The organism is Flavobacteriales bacterium (assembly GCA_030584065.1).
Lineage (GTDB): Bacteria > Bacteroidota > Bacteroidia > Flavobacteriales_F > PHOS-HE28 > PHOS-HE28.
This window is the reverse complement of sequence record CP129489.1, coordinates 2,811,555-2,834,923: the sequence shown is the minus strand read 5'-3', so window position 1 is coordinate 2,834,923 and position 23,369 is coordinate 2,811,555. Positions and strand designations below refer to the sequence as shown.

Genomic DNA, 23,369 nt, shown 5'->3' with positions numbered 1-23,369 from the left:
CTTCGCCCCATGGCGCTGAACGGCCGACGCACGGGACGCATCGTCCTCGGGTTCTTCTTCCGGGGGCTTTTGCTGCTGGTGCCCATCACCGTCATCGTATGGACGCTCTGGCGGGTGCTGGCCTTCCTCGATGGCATCATCCCGCTCGACATTCCGGGCCTGGGCCTGGCTACGCTCCTCGCGATCATCACCGTGGTGGGCTGGCTGGGCAGTACCATCCTCTTCCAGCCCTTGGCGGATTTCGGCGATGAATTGCTGCAGCGCGTGCCGGTGATCAAGACCATGTACGGCGCCCTGAAGGACTTGATGGAGGCCCTCGTGGGCAGCAAGCGCAAGTTCGACCGGCCGGTGATGGTGCGGCTTGGCGCGGGCATGGAGGCGCATCGCCTCGGCTTCATCACCCAGGAGGACCTGCAGCATCTGGGCATCGGGCCGGACATGGTGGCGGTCTACTTCCCCCACGCCTTCGCTTGGAGCGGCAACCTCATGGTGGTGCCCCGAGCCAATGTGAGGCCGATTGATGCGGAGCCGGCCGATGTCATGAAGTTCGTGGTGAGCGGAGGGGTCTCCAAAGTCGCCGACGAATGACCCCCAACGGTGCGGCACGCCGCTTGTCAGGCGCTGGGGACATGCGCTTCCTTGCCCTGTTCCTGCTCGTGGCTGCAGCCCCCCTGCCCAGCACGGGCCAGCCAGCCGTCTCCATCGGTTCCTACGCCTTCAGCGATGGCGTTCATCCCACCTTCACCTTCCCCTTCGAGGGCACCGATGCGCGGTTCGTGGAGGCGTGGTGGAAGGACGAGCTGAAAGGCATCAGCCAGGCCGTTTCCAACAAGAAGGAGGTGGTCGCCGCCGGCGCACTGCTCCCCCAGGTATCGCCCGACACCGTGCGCGTGCTGGTGAAGGCCGAGCAGCGGAAGGGCGTGCCCATGCTCACGGCGCATGTCGCCGTCCTCACGCGCGAGGGCTGGATGGCCCCTTCCAGCGACCCGCGCGCCTTCGAGGCCGCCAAGGCGTTCGTGCAGGAGCGGAGCACCCTGCTGCGCCGGCAGCTGGCCCAGCAGGAGCTGACCCTGGCGGAAAAGGGGCTGGCCCGGCTCATCAGCGAGCTCAACGGCCTGCAGCGCGAGAAGGAGCGGGCCGAAGCGGGCATCGAGCGCAGCCGGCAGCGGGCCGCAGAGGCGGTCACGGAGCAGGAACGGCTGGCGGCCGAAGCGGAGGAGGTGAGCCGGAAGGCCGAGGCCCAGCGCAAGGAGAATGCCCAAGGGCCCGATGCGGAGGGGGAGCGGCTCCTTGCCGACCTCCTGAAGCAGCAGGCGCGCGCAGCCGAAAAGCGCAAGCGGGCCGGGGAGGACGAGCTGTCCGCCCGCAAGCGGGCCGAGGAGCTCGCGCAGGAAGTCAGGAAGAACCTCCAGGATCAGGAGCGGAAGCGGGTGGAGGTGCAGCGGCAGGAGGAGCTGGTGCAGCAGCTCCGGGCCAAGCTCGACGCCATCCGCTGAGCCCGCCTACCTTGGCGCACCGCGCATGCGCAGCCGCCAACAGGCCCTCGGGCTCCTGCACCTCACGGTGCTCATCTGGGGCTTCACCGGCATCTTCGGCAAGCTCATCCAGCAGGGCACCCTGCACCTGGTGTACACGCGCACGGTGATCGCCGTGGCGGGATTGGCCCTCATGGCCTGGTGGATGGGGCGGTCGCTCCATTGGCGCACGCCCAAGCTGGGCGTCTACCTCCTCACCGGGCTCATCATCACCGGGCATTGGATCACCTTCTACGGTGCCATCAAGATCAGCACGGCCAGCATCGCCGCTGCCTGCCTGAGCACCAGCACCGTCTTCACCGCCCTGCTCGAGCCCTTCTGGTTCAAGCGGCGCATCCGCGCGTACGAGGTGGTGCTCGGCGTGGTGGTCATCGGGGCCCTGCTGCTCATCTTCGGGCTGGAGAGCGGGCACCGGCTGGGCATCGCCGTGGCGGTGCTGAGCGCACTGCTCAGCGCCTGGTTCAACATCATCAATGCGGTGCTCGTGCGCCGCGACAATGCCTTCCGGATCAGTTTCTACGAGATGGCCAGCGTGGCGGTGGTGATGGGCCTGGGCCTGGCCATCGCCGGCGACCTGCCTCCGCCGCTCTGGGACCTGCCCACCAGCGACATCATTTACCACCTGCTGCTCGGCCTCGTCTGCACCTCCTTCGCATTCGTCACCGGCATCGTGGTCATGCGGCAGCTCTCGCCCTTCACCGTGATGCTCACCGTGAACCTGGAGCCGGTGTACACCATCCTCATCGCCCTGCTCATTTGGGGCGAGGAGGAGCGGCTGCAGCCGGGTTCCTACCTGGGCATCGCCATCATCCTCATCTGCCTCTTCGTCAACGGCTGGTACCACCGCCGCAGCGCCATCGCCGAGGTGGCCGAGCCCGATCCGCTGGGGCGCGGGTGACGACCTTTGCCCCATGGACCGCATCAAGGGCCTGTTGATCCTGCTGGCCGTCGGCCTGCTTGTCTTCTTCCTGACGCGGGAGGCCTATCGGCCGGACACGCCCTCGGAAGCCGTGAGCTCCACGGTGCTGCTGGAGCGGGTACGGCCCGTGCTGAAGCTGGTCACCGTCGAGGGCGACTTCACCGAGCTCTACACCTACCGCGACAATAGTGCGGCCTGGTTCGACTGGACCAAGGAGCTGAGCTGGAACCAGAAACAGGCCATCCTGCGGGTGACCGCTCGGGCCAGTGTGGGCTACGACCTCGATGGGATGAAGCTGGAGTTCGACGAAGGATCGCGCACCGTGCGCCTGCTGGGCATGGACAAGCCGAAGCTGCTCGCCCTGGAGCACGATGTGGACTACTACGACCTGGAGGAAGGAACCTTCAACACCTTCTCCGCCGCGGACCACACCCGCATCAACGCGCAGGCCAAGGAGCTGATACGCGGCAAAGTGGCGGCCAGCGGCCTGTATGCGGCCGCCGAAGCCCAACGCAACGAGATGCTCCAAGTGCTGAAGGCTGTGGTGGAGAACGCGGGCTGGACCTTCGACGACCGCGTTTCGCCCGTGGACGGTCGCGCCTGGATCAAGGACTGAACCGAAGCGGCGCCCCGCGTGTTCCCGGGTATCTTCGCGCCTGATTCCCAGCCATGTCCGTGACCGCCCTCGCCCCCTGGCAGTACTGCCCCAGCCTCACCCGCTACGAACGATGGAGGACGCGCGCCGTCCGCATCGGCGACATCGGAATAGGTGGCCACAATCCCATCCGGGTGCAGAGCATGACCACCACGGACACCATGGACACGGCCGCCACCGTGGCCCAGAGCATCCGCATGATCGAGGCCGGGTGCGAGCTGGTGCGCATCACCGCGCCCAGCAAGAAGGACGCGGAGAACCTGGCCGAGATCAAGAAGCGGATCCGTGCAGCGGGCTTCAACGCCCCCTTGGTGGCCGACATCCACTTCACGCCCAATGCCGCGGAAGTGGCCGCCCGCATCGTGGAGAAGGTGCGCGTGAACCCCGGCAACTACGCCGACAAGAAGAAGTTCGATGTGCGCGAGTACACCGATGCGGAATACGCGGAGGAACTGGAGCGCATCCGTGAGCGCTTCACCCCGCTGGTGCGCATCTGCAAGGAGCACGGCACCGCGATGCGCATCGGCACCAACCACGGGAGCCTCAGCGACCGGATCCTGAACCGCTACGGCGACACGCCCGAGGGCATGGTGGAGAGCGCCTTCGAGTTCCTGCGGATCTGCCGCGACGAGAACTACCACGAGATCGTGCTGAGCATGAAGGCCAGCAACGTGCAGGTGATGGTACAGGCCTACCGCCTGCTGGTGCACCGCATGATGGCCGAAGGCTGGGACTACCCGCTGCACCTGGGCGTGACCGAGGCGGGCGACGGCGAGGACGGGCGTGTGAAGAGCGCGGCGGGCATCGGCGCGTTGTTGGAAGATGGCATCGGCGACACCGTGCGCGTGAGCCTCACCGAGGACCCCGAGTTCGAGATCCCCGTGGCCCGCGCCTTGGTGGACCGCTACAACGACCGCCGCGGCCACGCGCCCATCCCCGAGGTGGCGCAGGTGCCCGTTGATCCTTTCAGCCACCAGCGCCGCCACAGCCGCGAGGTGCTCAACATCGGCGCGCGGCATGTGCCCGTGGTGATGGCCGATCTCAGTGGCCGCAAGGAGATCACACCCGCCACCCTCTTCGCCTGGGGCTACCGCTACAGCGTGCCGCTGGACAAGTGGAACATCACCGACCAGGCGTGCGACTACGCCTTCATCGGCAAGCACACGATCAACTTCGAGATCCCGGGCACGCTGGGAATCGTGCAGGAGCACGCCACCTGGCTCACCAACAAGAGCAAGGAGCGGCACTACCCCTTCCTCACGAAGAAGGACTACCTCGGCGGTGCGGAACGCCACCCGCAGTTCAACCTGGTGTACGCCACACTGCCAGACCTGGATGACGCCTTCATCACCGCGCTGAAGGCCGACCCCACCGCCGTGCTGCTCATCGACACGCACAACGCGCACGGCATGGCCGAGCAGCGCCGCCTGTTCTTCGAACTGATTGCGCAGGAATGCCCGGTACCGGTGATCATCGGCCGGGCCTATGGAGCGATCTCGAACGATACGCTGGTCCTGCACAGCAGCACCGACATGGGTCCGTTGCTGATCGACGGCCTGGGCGATGGGGTCTTCATCGCGGATGAGCAAGGCGGTCGCGAGGACCTGGTGTGCCGCACGGCCTTCGGGATCCTGCAGGCCACCCGCACGCGCACCAGCAAGACCGAGTACATCAGCTGCCCCAGCTGCGGGCGCACGCTCTTCGACCTGCAGGAGACCACGGCCAAGATCCGCGCGCGGACCAGCCACCTGAAAGGCGTCAAGATCGGCATCATGGGCTGCATCGTGAACGGCCCCGGTGAGATGGCCGACGCCGACTTCGGCTACGTGGGCACGGGCCCCGGCGTGATCACCCTGTACCGCGAGAAGGAAGTGGTGAAGCGCAACGTGCCCAGCGAACAGGCCGTGGATGAACTGATCGCACTGATCAAGGAGCACGGCATGTGGGTGGAGGCGGAGGGCTAACTTCCCGCCACCATGCGCCGCCTCGTCCTCCTATCCCTTCTTGTGCTGCCCTGCTGGTCGTACGCGCAGCGCACCCGCGCCCTGGAGCAACTGGCCTACACGATGGCCGGTTCCTACACCAGCGCGGCACAAGCACAGGCCGACAGCAGCTACTTCGAGATCGAACTGGAAATGGTGCGCATCTGGCCCAAGCGGCGGGATGGTGCCTGGTTCTACGTGGAGCAGGCCACGGCCGCCAGCAAGGAGAAACCCTACCGCCAGCGGATCTACCACCTGCGCGAGGAGAACGACAGCACCTTCATCAGCCGCATCCACACCATCAAGGGCGGTGCGACCTTCTTCGGTGCCTACAAGGACCTTGTGAAGCTGGCCACGCTTTCCCCCGACTCGCTGGTGGCCTTGGAGGGTTGCGACATCACCCTGCGGCGACGCGGCGACACTTACGTGGGCAGCACCGAGGAGGGACGCTGCCCCAGCACCCGCGAAGGGGCCAGCTACACGACCAGCGAAGTGGTGCTCAGCGCCGACCGCATGGTGAGCTGGGACCGTGGCTGGAATGCCGACGGCAGGCAGGTGTGGGGCGCTGAGAAGGGCGGCTACGTATTCCTGAAGCGGACCCGGTGAACGCACCAAGGCCGCGCCTTACAGGGCACGGCCTCGGTGTATGGTGTATGGATGCGGTTCACTCGGAGGCAGCCACCTGGGCGGTGGCCTCGGCGGCCTGCGCACCGTCGCCATTGGTGGCGGATACGCAGACGAGCAGCAGGAAGAGCACGGCGGCTTGGATGAGGGTGCGGTATTTCGTTTCCATGGTGGTCGGTGCTTCGGGTCCTGTGAACGGCGCGCGGCGCACCCGGTTCCCGCTTTTCGACCGATTCCGACTGGTGATCGACGGAGCTTGTCAAGCCCATCCCCGCCTCATTTGCCCAGGTAGCCCTTGATAGCGGCTACATAGGCCTCGAATGCTGCCAGCCCTGTTGACGAGACCCGGCAGGAGGTATTGGGGTAGTTGTCCTTGAAGCTCTTCGTCACTTCGATGTAGCCCGCCTCCTTCAGCTTGGAGATCTGAACGCTCAGGTTGCCGCGCGTGGCGCCGGTGCGTTCGAGCAGGAAGTTGAAATCCGCGCTGTCCACGCCCACCAGCAGGCTCATCACCGCCAGCCGCAGCTGGTTGTGCAGCACGGGGTCAAGCGGCGCGAAGGGCATCCTCTTGTCGCTTCAGCAGGAATCCCGGGATGATGTAGCCCAAGAGCATGGCGCCGCAATAGAGCGCGGTGAGCAGGCCCGCGTCCGCGGTGAAGTGCATGGCGATGCCCGCCGCCCAGAAGAGCAGGCCTCCGGCGATGAGCGGCCGGAACCTCAGCACCTGGCCGGTCAGGAAGGTGGGGAGGCCGGTGAGCAGCGTTACGGCAGGGCCGGGGTCCAGGCCATTGCGCAAGGTGCCGAAGAGCACCAGCATCAGGGTGATGACGAAGCTGCCCCAGACCCAGCCCACGATGCGGTCCATGGGATTGCTCACCAGCTCGCTGCGCGATTGGCGCGCGCCATGGATGGAGCTGATGAGCCCCCCCGCGATGCCCGCGACGCCCCAAGGCATGCCGTGGCGCACGGATGGGCTGAGGCCACTGAGCAAGTAGGTGGCCAGCATGGCGCCCGTGAGCAGGATGCCCCAGAGCAGGAAGTAGAAGCTGTAGCGGCTGAAGCTGCGCTTGGCCTGGCCGATCATGCTCTCAATGAGCCGCAGGCTCTGGTCGGGAGTGAGTTGCTGTTCCATGGTCGGGTTGAATTTTGGGCAAATATAGACAAGTCTATATAGTAAACAATATGGTGCCCACATTTGTGTCATGCGCATCCTTTTGGCAGGGGCTTCGGGCCTCGTGGGCGGGTCGGTGCTGGAGCAGGCCCTGAGCGCCGGTGGCATCACGGGCGTAGCATCCCTAGCGCGGCGCTCCAGCGGAATCCGGCACCCCAAGCTCACGGAATGGATTCCAGGCGACGGCGACCTCCTTTCCGCTCTGCGCCCTGAGCCGGTGGACGCGGTAATCTGCTGTTTGGGAACAACCATCCGCAAGGTGGGCGGCGACCAGGCCCGGTTCATGCACGTGGACAAGGACCTGGTGGTGGGCCTGGCGCGCTGGGCCAGGCAGCTGGGCGTGCGCAGCTTCGCCGTGGTGAGCGCCATCGGGGCGGATGCGCGGTCGCGCGTGTTCTACAACCGGGTGAAGGGCGAGATGGAGCAGGAGCTGAAGGGCATGGGCTTCCCCGAGCTGCACATCTTCCACCCCTCCATCCTCACCGGCCCGCGCAAGGAGAAGCGCACCGGCGAGCGCATCGGCATCGTGGTGGCGAAAGCCCTGGCCCCGCTGCTGCCGGACAAGTACAAGCCCATGCCGCACGATGTGCTGGCGAAGGCCCTGCTCAACTGCATCGGCAAGCCGGGCGGCACGCATGCGCACCGGGCGATCCGCGCGCTGGCAGGCGCTTAGAAGTTCACCAGGCGGCCTTGGGCCAGCGCCTGTTCGGCCTCATCGAGGCCCGTGCCCAGGCTGTCGCGCAGGGCGGTGAAGGCGGCGCGGTCGGCTGCGGCGATCGGCTCGGCGCTGGGGAATTCCTCGCGCCGATGGTCCACCTGCTGGCCGTTCTTCCAGAAGCGGAAGCACACGTGGGGCCCGGTGGCCAGCCCGGTGCTGCCCACCTCGCCGATCACATCACCCTGTTGCACGCGCTGGCCCTGCTTCACCAGGATCCGGCGCATGTGCAGGTACTGGGTGGTGTACACGCTGTTGTGCCGCACCTTCACGAAGTTGCCGTTGCCCCCGGTGCGGCCGGCCTGCTCCACCACGCCATCGCCCACGGCCAGGATGGGCGTGCCATAGGGTGCGGCGTAGTCGGTGCCGAGGTGGGCCTTCATCACCTTCTGCACCGGGTGCAGCCGCTTCATGGTGAAGCCGCTGGTGATCCGGCTGAATTTCAGCGGCGCCTTCAGGAAGGCCTTGCGCAGGCTGTTGCCGTCCTCGTCGTAGTAGGCCGCCTGCTTCCCTTCGCCGAACCGGAACGCTGCCTTGGCCACGCCGCCGCTGGTGTAGCGGGCCGCCAGGACCTCGGGCGGGCCCACGCGCTGCCCTTCCACGGTGCGCTCGGCGTAGGTCACGCTGAACACATCGCCCTTCTGGATGCGGTAGAAATCCACCGTCCAGGCGAAGACCTCGCTCAGCAGCACCGCCAGCACGGGATCGGCGCCCGCCGCAGCGAGGTCGTTGTACAGCGCGCCGGTCACCGTGCAGGCGATGGCGTGCTGGCTGGTCTCCACGGGTCGCTCGCCCACGGTGACGTAGAGGTTCTCGGGCAGCAGGTGGAAGACCACGTAGCGCACGGGGTCGGCCTCGTAGATGAAATAGCGCGGCGTGGCGCCCGCGGTGTCGGGCGTGAGGAAGGCGAAGGGATGCCCGGCCCGGAGGCGCCGCACGTCGAAGAGCCCTTGGGCGCGCTCGGCCACGGCATGGGCCACGGCCAGGGGTACGCCCTCGGCGGTGAGGATGCTGCTGAAGGTGGCGCCGGGGCGCACCTTGCTTTCGCGCAGCGTGAGGCCCTCCATGGAGACGCCGAAGACCGTGGGCGCCGGCAGGGGAAGCGTGGCGGTGTCCGCGGCCACGGGCTCCTCCACGTACTCCACATGCGGCCGCACGTCCACGCCGATGAGCACATACACCGCCGCTGCGGCCACGGCTCCGCCGATGCCCCACTTCACCCACCGCTTCATGGCGGCAAGAAAAGCAACCGCCCCGGCGCTGGGGCCGGGGCGGTTGGATGCGTTTCCACGATGCGCTGTTACAGCTTCGCGATCGGGTGGCTCAGCCCTTCATAGTCGCTGAGCTCCATCTTGATCGAGCCCACCAGCACCTTGGCCTGCGCCAGCACGGGGATCTTGTTGCCGTCGTCGGTGATCCACACGTTGAGGTCGTCGTTGGTCTTGAAGATGCGGCCCTCCTGCACCACCGGCTGGAAGCGCATGCACTTGTACCTGCCGTTGCGCAGCTTGATGGTCTCCTTGCCCATGAACTTCATCTGCAGCGGCCACAGCTCGTCGTCGAGGAAGGTCTCGATGGTGTAGACGTCGCCGGGCTTGGCGTTGCTGAAGTCGAGCGTGCGCGCGTAGTAGAAGGCGCTGAGCATGTCCTGCACGCTGGAGGGCACCTTGTGCGTCTGGTTCTTCTGCGTGGTCACTTCGCCGCGGTGCTGCTTGTACATGTAGTCCTGGCTGAACTCGAAGCCGCCCTCGCTCACCCGGCGCTGGAAGATCCACGGGAACACACCCTGTGCATCGAAGTGGCTCTCGTAGTAGTCGTCGACCTTGTAGAAGGCGTTGAACGCGCCCAGGCTGCGGCCGCGTCCCACGGCGCGCCACACCTTGCGGCCCATGATCTCCTGGTCGCCCTCCTTCAGCTCCACCACCGCCTCACCGGCATTCACGATGCCGTAGTGCACGATGTAGGTGAGCTTCTCGCCCGGCTTGAAGGCGCTGTGGTTCACCGTCCGGAACCCTGACGGCGCCGCCGGGGCGGGCGGGGGTTCAGCAGGACGGTCGCTCTGGGCGAAGGCCATGGTGAGAAGGCCGAGACCCGCCAACAGGAAAGTGGATGTGCGTGCCATGCACCCCATAACGCAAGGTACATGCCGATCGGTGCGGTTGGCCGAGCCAAGCGTGCGCATGGCTTGCGCGGGGGCGGGTTGCGTGTTGCGCCCTAGGCCCGGGAGCGTGCAATGCGCATGCCCTAATGACCTAATACACAGTGCATTACACCACGATATTCACGATGCGCCTAGGCACCACGATCACCTTCTTCGGGGCCTTGCCCTCCAGGCGGGCCTGCACCTCGGGATTGGCCAATACGGCAGCCTCCACCGCCTTGGCATCCAGCGCGATGGGGAACTCGAGCTGCAGGCGTGTCTTGCCGTTGAAGCTGATGGGGTAGCTGAAACTGTCCTCCACCAGGTGCTCGGCGCTCCACTGCGGCCAGGGTGCGGTGGTAACGCTCGTGGCATGCCCGAGCTTCTCCCACAGCTCCTCGGCGATGTGCGGCGCGAAGGGCGCCAGCGCGATCACCAGCGGCTCCAGCACCGCGCGCTTGTTGCACTTCAGGCTGCCCAGCTCGTTCACCGCGATCATGAATTGCGCCACGCTGGTGTTGAACGACATCTTCTCGATGTCCTCGGTCACCTTCTTCAGGGTGGCGTGCAGGACCTTCAATTCTGCTTTTGTGGGTTGTTCTTCGCTTACCTGTATCGGGTCGACCCGGTGGGTCGACGCTACAGGTGCGCTGTGGCCAGGTTGTGCGTAGGCCGCACCCTCCCTTTCACCGCTTTCACCACCCTTACCGCTATCTCCACTCTGGTGGAACAGATTCCAGAACTTCCGCAGGAAGCGGTAGGTGCCCTCGATGCCGTTGGTATCCCAGGGCTTGCTCTGCTCCAGCGGCCCCAGGAACATTTCGTACAGCCGCAGCGTGTCGGCGCCGTAGCGATCGATGATCTCGTCAGGGTTCACTACGTTCCACTTCGACTTCGACATTTTATCAATGGCGCGCTCGGCATGAAAGTCATCACCGCGAAGCACGAGGAACGCATCGTTGAATTCATCTCGCCATGCACAAAGAGCCTCGACATTCACACGCGTCTCCTCACTTGAAATACGACCTTGAGAATCCGGTTGAAGGGTATCAATAGGAATGAGCAAACTCCTTTTGTTGAATGGTCCGTTTTCGGGAACCAGGAACTGAAGAGAGCCAAGTTTGGCATTCTGCCGAACTCGTTCTGAAAGCACCGTGAGTTGTTGATTGATCTCCTTTGCAGCAGCGCTTTGAAGTTGACGGGAGCCAGATGTCCAGTCCTGATAGAGATCTGCAGAAATGAGAACCTGAGGAACCTTGATGCGATCAGCAGCTTCAGCTGGTCCGATTGACACTTCGGTCGGGTGTATTGAGGCAGATACCCCCTGGATCATCCCCTGGTTCACCAGCTTCTTCGCGGGCTCATCGAAGTTGATCCAGCCGCGGTCGAAGAGGAACTTGGTCCAGAAGCGGAAGTAGAGCAGGTGGCCGGTGGCGTGTTCGCTGCCGCCCACGTAGAGGTCCACCTGCTGCCAGTAATTGATCGCCTCGGGTGACGCGAACCGGCCCTCGTTCTTCGGGTCCATGTAGCGCAGGAAGTACCAGCTGCTGCCGGCCCAGCCGGGCATGGTGGTGGTCTCCAACGGGAAGCCGTTATAGCTCCAGTTGGCGGCGCGGGCCAGGGGCGGTTCACCGTCCTCCGTGGGCAGGAACTTGTCCACTTCGGGTAGCTTCAAAGGCAACTCGCTTTCCGGCAGCGGATAGGGGATTCCGTCCTGGTAGTAGATGGGGATCGGCTCGCCCCAATAGCGCTGGCGGCCGAAGGCGGCATCGCGCAGGCGGAAGTTGGTGCGGCCCTCGCCGGCGCCGAGCTTCTCCAGCTCTTGGATGGCGCGGGTGATGGCCTGCGGCACCTTCAAGCCCTTGAGGAAGCCCTCGCTGCAGATGGTAGCGTCCTTGCGCTCGTCGGCCTCCTTCTCGATATCGGCAGCCTCGGTCACCGCGATGATGGGCAGACCGAAGTGCTTCGCGAAGCGCCAGTCGCGCTGGTCGCCGCCGGGCACGGCCATCACGGCACCGGTGCCGTAGCCGGCCAGCACGTAATCGCCCACCCACACGGGCACATCCGCACCGGTGAAGGGGTGCCTCGCGTAGCTGCCGGTGAACACGCCGCTCACCTTGTCCACCTCGGCCTGGCGCTCGCGCTCGCTGCGGTTCTTGGCGGTGTTCACGTAGGCCTCCACCTCGGCCTTGCGGTCGGGCGTGGTGAACTTGTCCACCAGCACATGCTCGGGGGCCAGGGTGATGAAGGTGACGCCGAAGAGCGTGTCGGGGCGGGTGGTGAAGACCTCGATGAAGTCCGCGCCGATGGGGAAGCGCACGGTGGCGCCTTCGCTGCGACCGATCCAGTTGCGCTGGGCTTCCTTGATGCTCTCGCTCCAGTCCAGCCCGTCGAGCCCATCGAGCAGGCGCTGGGCGTAGGCGGTGATGCGCAGGCTCCACTGCTTCATGCGCTTGCGCTCCACGGGGTGGCCGCCGCGCTCGCTCACGCCGTCCTTCACCTCATCGTTGGCGAGCACGGTGCCCAGCGCGGGGCACCAGTTCACCCAGGCATCGCTGAGGTAGGCCAGGCGGAAATGCTGCAGCACCATCTGCTTGGTGCGCTCATCGAAGGCGTTCCATTCCGCCGCGGAGAAGCCGCCCACGAAGCGCTCGATGTCGCCCGTGAGCACGCTGGTGTCCTGGCCGGCGCTGCCCTTCTCGGCGAAACAGGCGATCAGTTCGCTGATGGGACGGGCCTTCTGCTGCGCGTGGTCGTACCAGCTGTCGAAGAGCTGCAGGAAGATCCACTGGGTCCACTTGTAAAAGGACGGATCGCTGGTGCGCACCTCGCGGTCCCAGTCGAAGCTGAAGCCCATACGGTCCAGCTGATTCCTGTACCCGGCAACCGGTCTTCCTTCCTTATCAAAACCACCTTCGATATTGGTCTTGGTCGTTTGGGCGGGATGCTGGCCGGTCTGGATCGCGTACTGCTCGGCGGGCAGGCCGAAGCTGTCGTAGCCCATGGGATGCAGCACGTTGAAGCCGCTGTGCCGCTTGTAGCGCGCCACGATGTCGCTGGCGATGTAGCCGAGCGGGTGCCCCACGTGCAGGCCGGCACCGCTGGGGTAGGGGAACATGTCGAGCACGTAGTACTTGGGCCTGGACGGATCGTTGGTCACCCGGTAGGTGCCGCGCTTGCGCCATTCACCCTGCCACTTCCGCTCGATGTCCTTGTGCTCGTAAGCCATGTCCGTGCGATGGATCGGCGAAAGTAGCGGGCATCCGTGCGCGGGATACCTTCGCCGCCGGATGAGCGCCGCCCGTCGCATCAGGTCCCGCACGCGCACCACCAGCGTGGGCACCATCATCGGCATCACGCTGGTGCTGTGGATGCTGGGCATCCAGGGCTTCATTCTGCTCAACGCCCGCGCCCTGGAGCGCTACTTCAAGGAGCAGGTGCGGGTGGAGCTCTTCCTGAAGCGTGGGCAGAAGGAGGTGGACGTGATGAAGCTGCGCAAGGAGCTGGACGTGCAGCCGTGGTGCGCGGGCACGGTGCTGGTGACGCCGGAGGAGGCGGCCGCGCGGATGGAGGAGGAACTCGGGGAGGATTTCCTGGAGCTGCTCGGCGGGGTGAGCCCGATCGACCCGAACATCCAGTTGAGCATACGCCCGGCCTATGCGCACCCGGACAGCATGCGGTGGATCGTGGAGGGGCTGCGCAAGGACCCGCGGCTCAACGATGTGGCCTACAACGCCGCGGTGATCGAGAACATGCAGCGCAACTTCGTCACCCTCAACCTGGGCGGGCTCATCTTCCTGGTGCTGCTGCTGGTGGTGGCCGTGGCGCTCATCAACAACACCATCCGGCTGGCGGTGCACAGCCAGCGTTTCCTCATCCGCACCATGCACCTGGTGGGGGCCACGCGCTGGTTCATCAAGCGGCCCTTCCTGCTGGCCGGCCTGTGGCAGGGCCTGGTGGCGGCGGTGCTGGCCGTGGGCGGGCTCACCGGCCTGCTGTGGCTGGGGCGCCGCCATGTGCCCGACCTGCTGGCCTTCACGGATGCGGTCTCCCTTGGCCTGCTCTTCGCCGGGGTGGTGGCGGTGGGGCTGATCATCGCCCTGCTGGCCACCTGGATCGCCGTGGGCCGCTACCTTCGCATGGATCACGAGGCCTTGCACTGGAGCTGAACCGAACCGATGTCCAAGCAGAACCACTTCAACGACCTGGCGTTCACCGCCACCAACTACAAGCTCTTCGTCATCGGCCTGGCCATCGTCGTGGCGGGCTTCCTGCTCATGAGCGGCGGCGGCAGCGGCGACCCCAACGCCTTCAACGCCGACGAGATCTTCAGCGCGCGCCGGATCACCGTGGCCCCCATCGTCACGCTCATCGGCTACCTCTTCGTGGCCTTTGCCATCCTGAAGAAGAGCAAGGCCGACTAGTCGCGCATGACGCTGCTGCAGGCCATCCTACTGGCCATCATCGAGGGCATCACCGAGTTCCTGCCCGTCTCCAGCACGGGGCATATGATCATCGGCTCCACGCTGATGGGCATCGAGCAGGACGAGTTCGTGAAGCTCTTCACCGTGGCCATCCAGTTCGGCACCATCCTCAGCGTGGTGGTGCTCTATTGGAAGCGCTTCTTCCAGAGCATCGACTTCTACCTGAAGCTGCTGGTGGCCTTCCTGCCGGCCGTGGCGGCGGGGCTGCTGTTCAAGGACGCCATCGACCTGCTGCTGGAGAACGTCTTCGTGGTGGGGCTGGCGCTCTTCGGCGGCGGCATCGTCTTCCTCTTCATCGACCGCTGGGCGCCCGGCGGCACCGAGGCGGGCCCGCAGCCCATCGGCTGGCGGCGCGCGCTGATCATCGGCGCGTGGCAGTGCCTGGCCATGGTGCCCGGCGTGTCCCGCTCGGCGGCCACCATCATCGGCGGGCTCACCCAGGGCCTCACGCGGCGGCATGCGGCCGAGTTCAGCTTCTTCCTGGCGGTGCCCACCATGTTCGCCGCCACGGTGAAGTCCATGTACGACTACCTGGATGACGGCGGCGCCTTCACCGGCGAGCACCTGCAGCTGTTCGCCGTGGGCAACCTGGTGGCCTTCGTGGTGGCCATCATCGCCATCCGCGGCTTCATCGGCTACCTCACCCGGCACGGCTTCAAGGCCTTCGGCTGGTACCGCATCGCCGTGGGCGGCCTCATCATCGCCCTGCACCTCTTGGGGGTGCCCATGCAGATGCTCTGAGCCGCCGGAACGGCGCGACGGCGCGCGGCTTCACCCAAGGGCTCGATGGGCTTGCCTTTCTTTGCAGCGCCGCGCTCCTGCGGCTGATGCTCCTCCTTCTTTGCACGACTTCGAATTCACCCCTGAGACCGGCGGCCTCATCCTGGTGGACAAGCCGCTGGGCTGGACCAGCTTCGATGCCGTGAGCAAGATCCGCGGGGCCATGCGCAGCGTGGTGAAGCGCAAGAACTTCAAGGTGGGGCACGCCGGCACGCTCGATCCGCTCGCCAGCGGCCTGCTGATCATGGCCTACGGGCCCCGCACCAAGGAGCTGCCGCAGCTCACCGGGCTGGAGAAGGCCTACCTCGGCACCGTCACCCTGGGGGCCACCACCCCGAGCTACGACCTGGAGACGGCCCCCGAGCCGGTGGGGCCTTGGGAGCAGCTGTCGGAGGAGGAGATACGGGCCGCCTTCGAGCGCTTCCACGGCGAGGTGGAGCAGCGCCCACCGCTCTATTCGGCCAAGCGGCACCAGGGTGAGCGCGGCTACTTCCTGGCCCGGGAGGGCGTTCAGGTGGAGATGCCGGCGGTGAAGGTGCTCATCACCCGGTTGGAGGTCACGGCCATCCGCGGGGCCGACGTCGACTTCGAGGTGCATGTGAGCAAGGGCACCTACATCCGCTCATTGGCGCACGACGTGGGGCAGGTGCTGGGCTGCGGCGCCTACCTGAGCGCCCTGCGCCGCACGGCCATCGGCCCCTACCGGGTGGAGGCGGCACACCCGCCGGCGGCCTGGGCGCAGCGCATCGCACCCCTTCCCGACAGGGGTTGATCCCGGCCCGTCGAAACGTCCTTTTCAGCCGTCGGAAATCGGGCCCTGCTGTCGAGCGCGCATCGCGTTGACGTTCGCTTCACGGCGCGCTTATATTCGGCGCCCCAAACAGGGAGCGAGGCCCCGTAAGACCCCGCCCAAACCCATGAAGCTCAACGCATTCAAGTTCAACCTCCCCAAGGAGCAGATCGCCCTCTACCCCACCAAGGACCGCGACGGCAGCAAGCTCATGGTCCTTCACCGCAAGGACGGGAAGATCGAGCACAAGAAGTTCAAGAACATCCTGGACTACTTCAATGAGGGCGACACCTTCATCCTCAACAACACCAAGGTGTTCCCCGCCCGCATGTGGGGCAACAAGGAGAAGACCGGCGCCAAGATCGAGGTCTTCATGCTGCGCGAGCTCAATCGCGACAGCCTGCTGTGGGATGTGATCGTGGACCCCGCGCGCAAGATCCGCATCGGCAACAAGCTCTATTTCGGCAAGGACGATGAGCTGGTGGCCGAGGTGATCGACAACACCACCAGCCGGGGCCGCACCCTGCGCTTCCTCTTCGACGGCACCTATGAGGAGTTCAAGCGCACCATCACCGAGATGGGCGAGACGCCGCTGCCGCGCTACATCCGCCGCGAGACCGAGGCCAGCGATGCGGAGCGCTACCAGACCATCTACGCCAAGCACGAGGGTGCGGTGGCCGCACCCACCGCCGGCCTGCACTTCAGCCGAGAGCTGATGAAGCGCATGGAGCTGCAAGGCATGCACTTTGCCGAGGTGACCCTGCACGTGGGCCTGGGCAGCTTCCGCCCGGTGGAGGTGGAGGACCTCACCAAGCACAAGATGGACAGCGAGCAGGCCATCATCACCAAGGAGGCCTGCGACATCGTGAACCGCGCCAAGGACAGCAAGAAGCGCGTGTGCTGCGTGGGCACCACCACCATGCGCGCCATCGAGAGCAGCGTGAGCACCGAGAACCACATGAAGCCGTTCAACGGGTGGACGAACAAGTTCATCTTCCCGCCCTACGACTTCAGCATCGCCGACAGCATGATCACCAACTTCCACATGCCCGAGAGCACGCTGCTGATGCAGGTGGCGGCCTTCGGCGGCTACGACCACGTATGGAATGCCTACAAGGTGGCCATCAAGGACAAGTACCGCTTCTTCAGCTATGGGGATGCGATGCTGATCATCTGAAGCAACCAGCCGCAGAGACGCTGAGGCGCAGAGAGGAGAAGCTCTGCGCCTCTTTTCTTTGTGACAGCCCCTGCATTCTCCGCGTCTCCGCGCCTCTGCGGCAATAGTCATGCATCGCTCCACCATCCTCGTCGCCGGCGGCTCCGGCAAGCGCATGGGCGGCCCCGTGCCCAAGCAGTTCCAGGCCGTGAAGGGCCGGCCGCTGCTGATGTGGACGATTGAGGCCTTCCACCGCTACGACCCGGCCATGCAGCTGATCGTGGTGCTGCCCCAGGAGCACTTCGACATCTGGAAGGCGCTGTGCATGGGGCATCGGTTCTTCATCCCGCACGAGGTAGTGGCCGGCGGCGAGCAGCGCTGGCACAGCGTGAAGGCCGGCCTGTCCAAGGTGGCGGGCGACGGCCTGGTGGCCGTGCACGACGGCGTGCGCCCGCTGGTGAGCGCCGCGCTGATCGGGCGCTGCTTCGAGGCCGCCGATCACCACGCCGCAGCCATCCCCGTGGTGCCGGTGGTGCCCAGCGTCCGCGAAACCACCGCCGATGGATCGCGCGCGCTGGACCGCACGAGGCTGCTGGCCGTGCAGACGCCGCAATGCTTCCATGCCGACCTGCTGCGCAAGGCCTTCGAACAGCCTTACGACCCCGCCTTCACCGATGAGGCCACCCTGGTGGAGCGGCTGGGCGTGCAGGTGCACCTGGTGGAAGGGGAGGACGCCAACATCAAGGTGACCACGGCCATGGACATGCGGTTGGCGGAGCTGATGCTCTAGGGTGGGGGTACCTTCGCCGCATGGCCGCGCTCACAGACATCCGTTCCCTCTCCTTGGAGGAGATCAAGTCGCTCGTCGCGGATCTCGGTGAGAAGCCCTACCGCGCCAAGCAGCTGTGGGAGTGGCTGTGGAAGAAGCAGGCGCGGAGCTGGGACGACATGAGCGACCTGCCGAAGGCCTTCCGGGCCCAGCTGGCGGAGCGTTGCGTGCTGCGTCCGCTGGTGCTGGCCGAGGAGCAGCGCAGCCAGGACGGCACGGTGAAGTGCGCGTTCAGGACCTGGGACGGTCATGTGGTGGAAGGCGTGCTCATCCCCACCCCCACCCGCCTCACGGCCTGCATCAGCAGCCAGATCGGGTGCAGCCTCACGTGCAGCTTCTGCGCCACCGGCAAGCTGAAGCGCATCCGCAACCTCGATGCGGGCGAGATCGTGGACCAGGTGGTGCTGATCGACCGCCTCGCGCACGAGTACTACCAGCAGGGGCTCACGAACATCGTGTACATGGGCATGGGCGAGCCGCTGCTCAACTACGCCAACACCCTGCGCAGCGCCGAGCGCGTCACCGCGCCCGACGGGCTGGGCATGAGCGCCAAGCGCATCACGGTGAGCACCGCGGGCATCGCCAAGATGATCCGCAAGCTGGCCGATGACGGCACGAAGTTCAACCTGGCCCTGAGCCTGCACGCGGCCAACGATGCGAAGCGCGACCGCATCATGCCCATCAACGAGCAGAACTCCCTCAGCGAACTGAAGGAGGCGCTCCGCTACTACACCCGGGTCACGCGCCAGCCGGTCACCTTCGAGTACATCCTGCTGCGCGGCTTCAACGATTCACTGGCCGACGCGCAGGAGCTGGTGAAGTACGCCAGCGACGTGCATGCCAAGGTGAACCTGATCGAATACAACCCCATCGACGAGGGCGGGTTCGGCCGCACGGAGGCGAAGGATGCCGAGGCCTTCCAGCAATACCTGGACAAGAAGGGCATCATCGCACGCATCCGCCGCAGCCGCGGGCGCGACATCGATGCGGCCTGCGGGCAGCTCGCCAACAAGAACGAGCCCGCGCTGAAGGAGGGAGAGCGGCGGCTGAAGCAGGCGCCCCCGGCTCAGAACCCGTAGCCGATGCGCACGCCCAGGAACAGCGCAGGCACGCGGTCGTTGCGCCGCTCCACGGTGTAGATGAACTGGTCCGGCTCCGGGTCGGCGTTGATGATGTGCGTCTCCTTGACGATGATGTTCTGCCGGTCGCGGAAGGCCACGCCGCCGTAGAAATCGAGCAGCCAGTTGGTGCTGTAGCCCAGGCTCTGGTAGCCCAGCAGCAGCCGCAGGTCGTTGTAGGTGCGTTCGTCCAGGTAGCTCACATCGGTGAAGGTGCCGTCCGAACGCTTGGCGCGGATGTCCTTGCTGTACACCAGGTGCGCGAACTCCAGGTTCAGGTACAGGCCGTTCGGCTCCAGGTCGTCCTGCAGGTAGTAGCGCGCCCCGATGTGGTAGCTGGGGTTGGCGATGATGTCCGTGCCCGCGCCGAAATCGTCGGCATCGTCGCCCACGAAGGAGAGGGCCAGGTAGTTGCGCAGGGTGACGCCCAGGCCCAGCTCCATGCTCAGGCGGGGGGTGAGGGCGCGCTCGTAGTAGAGGGGGATCTCGCCGCGGAAGAAGAGCAGGGGATTGATCTTGAAGGCGTTCTTCACGCAGTCCACCGTATCGAACTGCGCCGCCAGCTGCTCCTTATAGAGCAGCACCTTGGCCTTGGGCTTGCCGCGGCCCTTCACCTTCTGGGCATGGGCGCCCAATGCGGCCGTGGCGCATAGGGCGAGCAGCAGGAGGCGGGCGGGGCGCATGGGCGGACGGTCCGGAAAGGTAGCGGGAGAACACCCGCTCCCCTACGGACGTTCGCCGTGCCCGGGGGTTGTCCCCTGCGGCGGCGCCCGTTGACCATCTTTGCCGCGCATGCCCACCCTAGCCGAGGTGCAACGGCCCATCGCCGACGAGCTGGCCGCCTTCGAGCCCCGCTTCCGCGAGGCCATGCGCAGCCGCGCCGCCCTGCTGGACCGCATCATGCACTACATCGTGAAGCGCAAGGGCAAGCAGATGCGGCCCATGTTCACCCTGCTCAGCGCCCGCCTCTTCGGGCCGGTGAACGACAGCGCCTTCACGGCCGCCAGCCTCATCGAGCTGCTGCACACCGCCACCCTGGTGCACGACGATGTGGTGGACGGCAGCCCCATGCGCCGGGGCTTCTTCAGCATCAACGCGCTGTGGAAGAACAAGATCGCCGTGCTCGTGGGCGACTACCTGCTGAGCCGGGGCCTGCTGCTGGCCATCGACAAGGGCGAGTTCGAGCTGCTGCGCATCGTGAGCCGGGCCGTGCGCGAGATGAGCGAGGGCGAGCTGCTCCAGCTCGAGAAGACGCGCGGCCTCAACTTCAGCGAGGAGGTCTACTTCGACATCATCCGCCAGAAGACCGCCAGCCTCATCGCGGCCTGCTGCGCCAGCGGGGCCAGCGCATCCGGCCAGGATGCCGGCACGGTCGAGCGCATGCGCCTCTTCGGCGAGCACGTCGGCATCGCCTTCCAGATCAAGGACGACCTGTTCGACTACGGCACCGGCCAGGACATCGGCAAGCCGAGCGGGCTCGACATCAAGGAGAAGAAGCTCACCCTCCCCCTCATCCACGCGCTGCGACAGGTGGACGCCGCCGACCGGCGCTGGATGGTGAACGTGGTGAAGAACCGCAACGAGGACGGCAAGGCCGTGGCGCGCGTCATCGACATGGTGGTGCGTGCCGGCGGCATCCGCCACGCGCAGGAACGCATGCTGCACTACCGCGACGCCGCCCTCTCCATCCTGCACGGCTTCCCGCGCAACGAGGCCCGCGATGCCCTGGAGGGGCTCGTTCAGCTCACCGTGGAACGCACCAAGTGAACCCCATGCACACCCGGACCCATCCCGTGCGGCGCCTGCCCCTGCTGCTGGCGCCCCTGCTGCTGGCGCTGGCGCCCATGGCCGCCTGCCAGCAACCCGCTCCTGCGCCCTCGGGCGCCCCTGCGGTTCCGCCCGCCCGCGACAGCGCCGCCACCGCCGCGCCCCGCGACGGCTTCCAGGTGATTCCCCTGAAGGACGGCGGCCGCATCGAGGGCATGCTGCGCGACGGCAAGCGGGTGGGCCACTGGGCCTCCTACTATGCCGACGGCGGCATCCGCAGCCGCATCGCCTACGTCGATGGCGTGGAGCAGGGCCAGACAGAGGTATTCCACCCGAGCGGCCTCACCTACTATTCCGGCAGCTACCTGAATGGCCGCAACTTCGGCACCTGGATCTTCTACGACGAGGAGGGCAACGAGCTCAAGCGCGTGGAGTACGATAGCCTGGGGATGAAGGTGCAGTAGCTCCCTCGGTGGGCGTCCGGATGTGCCGGCCTCAGCCGCGGGCTGTTGATAGCCCGTGGCCATTCCGGAGAGCGCACAGGCCAAGGCGCTGGGCTCCAGGCGCCCTTGCGGGAGCGGAACGCTTAGCGGCCGTTCATCGCCGGATCCTTTCAACAGCCCCCCGGCCGACCCGCCCCCGGAGGCTATTTTCACGCCCCTTTCCGCTGCCGGGCATCCCTGCCGGCATCCGTTCCATCACACCACCCCAAGCGGCCCCCTGCCCTTCACCGCCCCCCGACACCGCTCCCCCGTGATCTCGCCCGCCGCCATCCAGCAAGTGAAGGACGCCATGCGCGTGGAAGAGGTGGTGGGCGACTTCGTCGCGCTCAAGCGGAAGGGCCCGCGCTACCTCGGCCTTTGCCCCTTCCACAACGAGAAGACGCCCAGCTTCAATGTGAGCCCGCAGCTCGGCATCTTCAAGTGCTTCGGCTGCGGCGAGGCGGGCGATGCCATCACCTTCCTCCAGAAGCACGAGCACCTCAGCTACGTGGAGGCCATCCGCTGGCTCGCCAAGCGCTACCAGATCGATCTGCCCGAGGAGGAGCAGACGCCCGAGCAGCAGCTGGAGCAGAGCGAGCGCGAGAGCATCGCCGTGGCGCAGCAATGGGCCATGCAGTGGAGCGAGGACCAGCTCTGGAACACCGATGAGGGCCGGCGCATCGGGCTCTCCTACTTCCACGAGCGCGGCTTCAGCGACACCACCATCAAGGCCTTCCACCTGGGCTATGTGCCCGAGCAGGGCAGCGCCTTCGCCATCGCCGCGCAGGCCAACGGCTTCAATCCGGAGATCCTCGAGAAGGCCGGCTGGATCAAGCGCCGCGAGGACGGCACCGCCTGGGATTTCTTCGCCGGCCGCGTCACCTTCCCCGTCTTCGGCCTCAGCGGCCAGCCCATCGCCTTCGGCGCGCGCACGCTCAAGAGCGACAAGAAGCTGCCCAAGTACTTCAACAGCCCGGAGAGCGCGCTGTACGTCAAGAGCCGATCGCTCTACGGCATCCACCACGCCAAGAAGGCCATCGTGGAGCAGCAGCTCTGCTACCTGGTGGAGGGCTACACCGACGTGATCAGCCTGCACCAGGCCGGCATCGCCAACGTGGTGGCCAGCAGCGGCACCAGCCTCACCGAGGACCAGGTGCGCCTCATCAAGCGCTACGCCCCCACGGTGTGCATCCTCTACGATGGCGATGCGGCGGGCATGAAGGCCAGCCTGCGCGGCATCGACCTCGTCCTGAAGGAGGGCCTCAACGTGAAGGTGGTGACCTTCCCCGAGGGCGAGGACCCCGACAGCTTCGCGAAGAGCCATGGCAGCAGCGAGGTGAGCGCCTACCTCACGCAGCAGGCGCAGGATTTCCTCGTGTTCAAGGCCGGCCTGCTGATGCAGGACGTGGGCGACGACCCCGTGAAGAAGGCCGCCGCCATCCACGACATCGTGGAGAGCATCGCGCTGGTGCCCGACCAGGTGCTGCGCTCGCTCTACATCCAGCAGTGCGGGCGACTGCTCGGCGTCAACGAGCAGGCCCTCATCAGCGAGATGAACAAGGTGCTGCGCAGGCAGTACCGCAAGCAGCTCGGGGGTGACCAGCCGGTGCCGGAGGAGGTGATTCCTGCGGACATCGCGCCGCCCCAACCCACCGTGGAGGACCACGGCACCGTGCCGCAGGAGCGCGACCTGCTGCGCATGCTGCTCAGCTACGGCCACGAGCGCATCCAGGTGCCCATGCTCGACGAGGACGGCAACACCACCGACGAGGAGACCTCCGTGGCCGAGCTCATGTTCGAGCTGCTCGCGCTGGACGACATCCTCTTCGACGAGCCCCTCTTCCGCGAGATCTACCTGGACTACCGGCACACCAGCAACCTGGGCCAGTCCGTGCACACCACCCGCTACGTGGCCCACGAGCACGAGCATTGGCGCCGCATGGCCATCGACCTGCTCACCGAGCGCCATGTGCTCAGCCCCAACTGGAAGGCCCGCCACAAGATCCACGTCAAGCGCGAGAGCGAGCAGCTCTACGATGCCCTGGAAGAGGCCGTGGACATCCTCAAGGAGCGCCGCGTGGACCGCATGATCCGCGACCGCCAGGAGCAGCTCAGGGCCGCCGATGACGCGGCCATGATGCTCCTGCTCGCCGAGATCCAGCAGCTCAACGAGGCCAAGAAGAAGCTGGCGAAGAAGACGGGGAGGGTGGTGGTGGGGTAGG

The 23,369-nt window shown here is 66.1% G+C and carries 24 protein-coding genes; 17 read left to right on the top strand and 7 right to left on the bottom strand.

The features are described from left to right. The first annotated feature begins 9 nt into the window (after positions 1-9). Genes QY325_11945 through QY325_11920 form a run of 6 tightly spaced genes read left to right on the top strand, consistent with a single transcriptional unit; the run spans position 10 to position 5,697 of the window. Positions 10-588, top strand: a complete 579-nt coding sequence (locus tag QY325_11945; protein ID WKZ65472.1) for a DUF502 domain-containing protein — start codon at positions 10-12, stop codon at positions 586-588. A 41-nt stretch (positions 589-629) separates the two neighbouring features. Then, positions 630-1,496, top strand: a complete 867-nt coding sequence (locus QY325_11940) for a hypothetical protein (GenBank protein WKZ65471.1) — start codon at positions 630-632, stop codon at positions 1,494-1,496. Positions 1,497-1,521: 25 nt separating this feature from the next. Continuing rightward, on the top strand, positions 1,522-2,433 hold the full coding sequence (locus tag QY325_11935) for a DMT family transporter (GenBank protein WKZ65470.1): 912 nt from the start codon (positions 1,522-1,524) through the stop codon (positions 2,431-2,433). A 13-nt stretch (positions 2,434-2,446) separates the two neighbouring features. Further along, positions 2,447-3,070 (top strand): DUF4230 domain-containing protein, encoded by a 624-nt coding sequence (locus QY325_11930; GenBank protein WKZ65469.1) that lies wholly within the window; start codon positions 2,447-2,449, stop codon positions 3,068-3,070. A gap of 53 nt (positions 3,071-3,123) precedes the next feature. Further along, a complete protein-coding gene (gene ispG, locus QY325_11925) occupies positions 3,124-5,073 on the top strand; it encodes a (E)-4-hydroxy-3-methylbut-2-enyl-diphosphate synthase (GenBank protein ID WKZ65468.1) in 1,950 nt (649 codons plus the stop codon). Between the two features lie 12 nt (positions 5,074-5,085). Continuing rightward, complete coding sequence (locus tag QY325_11920) at positions 5,086-5,697, top strand: chromophore lyase CpcT/CpeT (GenBank protein ID WKZ65467.1); 612 nt, start codon at positions 5,086-5,088, stop codon at positions 5,695-5,697. 58 nt (positions 5,698-5,755) lie between these two features. Here the strand turns inward: QY325_11920 and QY325_11915 are convergent, their stop codons facing one another. From QY325_11915 to QY325_11905, 3 genes are all read right to left on the bottom strand, one after another. Continuing rightward, on the bottom strand, positions 5,756-5,884 hold the full coding sequence (locus QY325_11915; GenBank protein WKZ65466.1) for a hypothetical protein: 129 nt from the start codon (positions 5,882-5,884) through the stop codon (positions 5,756-5,758). Between the two features lie 107 nt (positions 5,885-5,991). Next, on the bottom strand, positions 5,992-6,279 hold the full coding sequence (locus QY325_11910; GenBank protein ID WKZ65465.1) for a transcriptional regulator: 288 nt from the start codon (positions 6,277-6,279) through the stop codon (positions 5,992-5,994). Further along, positions 6,260-6,847 carry a hypothetical protein gene (locus tag QY325_11905; protein ID WKZ65464.1) on the bottom strand — a complete coding sequence of 196 codons (588 nt, stop codon included), beginning with the start codon at positions 6,845-6,847 and terminating at the stop codon, positions 6,260-6,262. Before QY325_11905 ends, QY325_11910 begins: the two co-directional genes overlap by 20 nt. Positions 6,848-6,917: 70 nt before the next feature. On the opposite strand from QY325_11905, the gene QY325_11900 reads away from it, so the two are divergent. Continuing rightward, complete coding sequence (locus QY325_11900) at positions 6,918-7,559, top strand: NAD(P)H-binding protein (protein ID WKZ65463.1); 642 nt, start codon at positions 6,918-6,920, stop codon at positions 7,557-7,559. Here the strand turns inward: QY325_11900 and QY325_11895 are convergent. From QY325_11895 to QY325_11885, 3 genes are all read right to left on the bottom strand, one after another. Further along, the gene (locus tag QY325_11895; GenBank protein ID WKZ65462.1) at positions 7,556-8,833 is read right to left on the bottom strand and encodes a peptidoglycan DD-metalloendopeptidase family protein; all 1,278 of its coding nucleotides are present in this window, start codon (positions 8,831-8,833) and stop codon (positions 7,556-7,558) included. The two genes, QY325_11900 and QY325_11895, sit on opposite strands and share 4 nt — an antisense overlap. A 68-nt stretch (positions 8,834-8,901) precedes the next feature. Then, on the bottom strand, positions 8,902-9,723 hold the full coding sequence (locus QY325_11890) for a DUF3108 domain-containing protein (protein WKZ65461.1): 822 nt from the start codon (positions 9,721-9,723) through the stop codon (positions 8,902-8,904). Between the two features lie 145 nt (positions 9,724-9,868). Continuing rightward, the gene (locus tag QY325_11885) at positions 9,869-12,970 is read right to left on the bottom strand and encodes a class I tRNA ligase family protein (protein WKZ65460.1); all 3,102 of its coding nucleotides are present in this window, start codon (positions 12,968-12,970) and stop codon (positions 9,869-9,871) included. Positions 12,971-13,031: 61 nt separating this feature from the next. Here QY325_11885 and QY325_11880 point away from each other — a divergent pair, with 61 nt between their 5' ends. From QY325_11880 to rlmN, 7 genes are all read left to right on the top strand, one after another. Beyond that, complete coding sequence (locus QY325_11880) at positions 13,032-13,910, top strand: permease-like cell division protein FtsX (protein WKZ65459.1); 879 nt, start codon at positions 13,032-13,034, stop codon at positions 13,908-13,910. A gap of 9 nt (positions 13,911-13,919) precedes the next feature. After that, on the top strand, positions 13,920-14,165 hold the full coding sequence (locus QY325_11875) for a DUF3098 domain-containing protein (protein ID WKZ65458.1): 246 nt from the start codon (positions 13,920-13,922) through the stop codon (positions 14,163-14,165). A gap of 6 nt (positions 14,166-14,171) precedes the next feature. Beyond that, on the top strand, positions 14,172-14,966 hold the full coding sequence (locus tag QY325_11870) for an undecaprenyl-diphosphate phosphatase (protein WKZ65457.1): 795 nt from the start codon (positions 14,172-14,174) through the stop codon (positions 14,964-14,966). 100 nt (positions 14,967-15,066) lie between these two features. Further along, positions 15,067-15,777 carry a tRNA pseudouridine(55) synthase TruB gene (truB, locus tag QY325_11865; GenBank protein ID WKZ65456.1) on the top strand — a complete coding sequence of 237 codons (711 nt, stop codon included), beginning with the start codon at positions 15,067-15,069 and terminating at the stop codon, positions 15,775-15,777. A gap of 145 nt (positions 15,778-15,922) precedes the next feature. Then, positions 15,923-16,972 carry a tRNA preQ1(34) S-adenosylmethionine ribosyltransferase-isomerase QueA gene (gene queA, locus QY325_11860; protein WKZ65455.1) on the top strand — a complete coding sequence of 350 codons (1,050 nt, stop codon included), beginning with the start codon at positions 15,923-15,925 and terminating at the stop codon, positions 16,970-16,972. Between the two features lie 109 nt (positions 16,973-17,081). Then, the gene (locus QY325_11855) at positions 17,082-17,741 is read left to right on the top strand and encodes a 2-C-methyl-D-erythritol 4-phosphate cytidylyltransferase (GenBank protein ID WKZ65454.1); all 660 of its coding nucleotides are present in this window, start codon (positions 17,082-17,084) and stop codon (positions 17,739-17,741) included. 20 nt (positions 17,742-17,761) lie between these two features. Then, the gene (gene rlmN / locus QY325_11850) at positions 17,762-18,859 is read left to right on the top strand and encodes a 23S rRNA (adenine(2503)-C(2))-methyltransferase RlmN (GenBank protein WKZ65453.1); all 1,098 of its coding nucleotides are present in this window, start codon (positions 17,762-17,764) and stop codon (positions 18,857-18,859) included. Here rlmN and QY325_11845 read toward each other — a convergent pair. Continuing rightward, positions 18,847-19,581 (bottom strand): hypothetical protein, encoded by a 735-nt coding sequence (locus QY325_11845; GenBank protein ID WKZ65452.1) that lies wholly within the window; start codon positions 19,579-19,581, stop codon positions 18,847-18,849. The genes rlmN and QY325_11845 overlap by 13 nt on opposite strands. 109 nt (positions 19,582-19,690) lie before the next feature. Here QY325_11845 and QY325_11840 point away from each other — a divergent pair, with 109 nt between their 5' ends. The 3 genes from QY325_11840 to dnaG all read left to right on the top strand — a co-directional run bounded on the left by QY325_11840 (position 19,691) and on the right by dnaG (position 23,368). Then, entirely contained in the window at positions 19,691-20,665 is a 975-nt protein-coding gene (locus QY325_11840) for a polyprenyl synthetase family protein (GenBank protein WKZ65451.1), read from the top strand. Positions 20,666-20,670: 5 nt separating this feature from the next. Beyond that, the gene (locus QY325_11835; protein ID WKZ65450.1) at positions 20,671-21,129 is read left to right on the top strand and encodes a hypothetical protein; all 459 of its coding nucleotides are present in this window, start codon (positions 20,671-20,673) and stop codon (positions 21,127-21,129) included. A 289-nt stretch (positions 21,130-21,418) separates the two neighbouring features. Continuing rightward, positions 21,419-23,368 carry a DNA primase gene (gene dnaG / locus QY325_11830; GenBank protein WKZ65449.1) on the top strand — a complete coding sequence of 650 codons (1,950 nt, stop codon included), beginning with the start codon at positions 21,419-21,421 and terminating at the stop codon, positions 23,366-23,368. Position 23,369 lies beyond the last annotated feature (1 nt).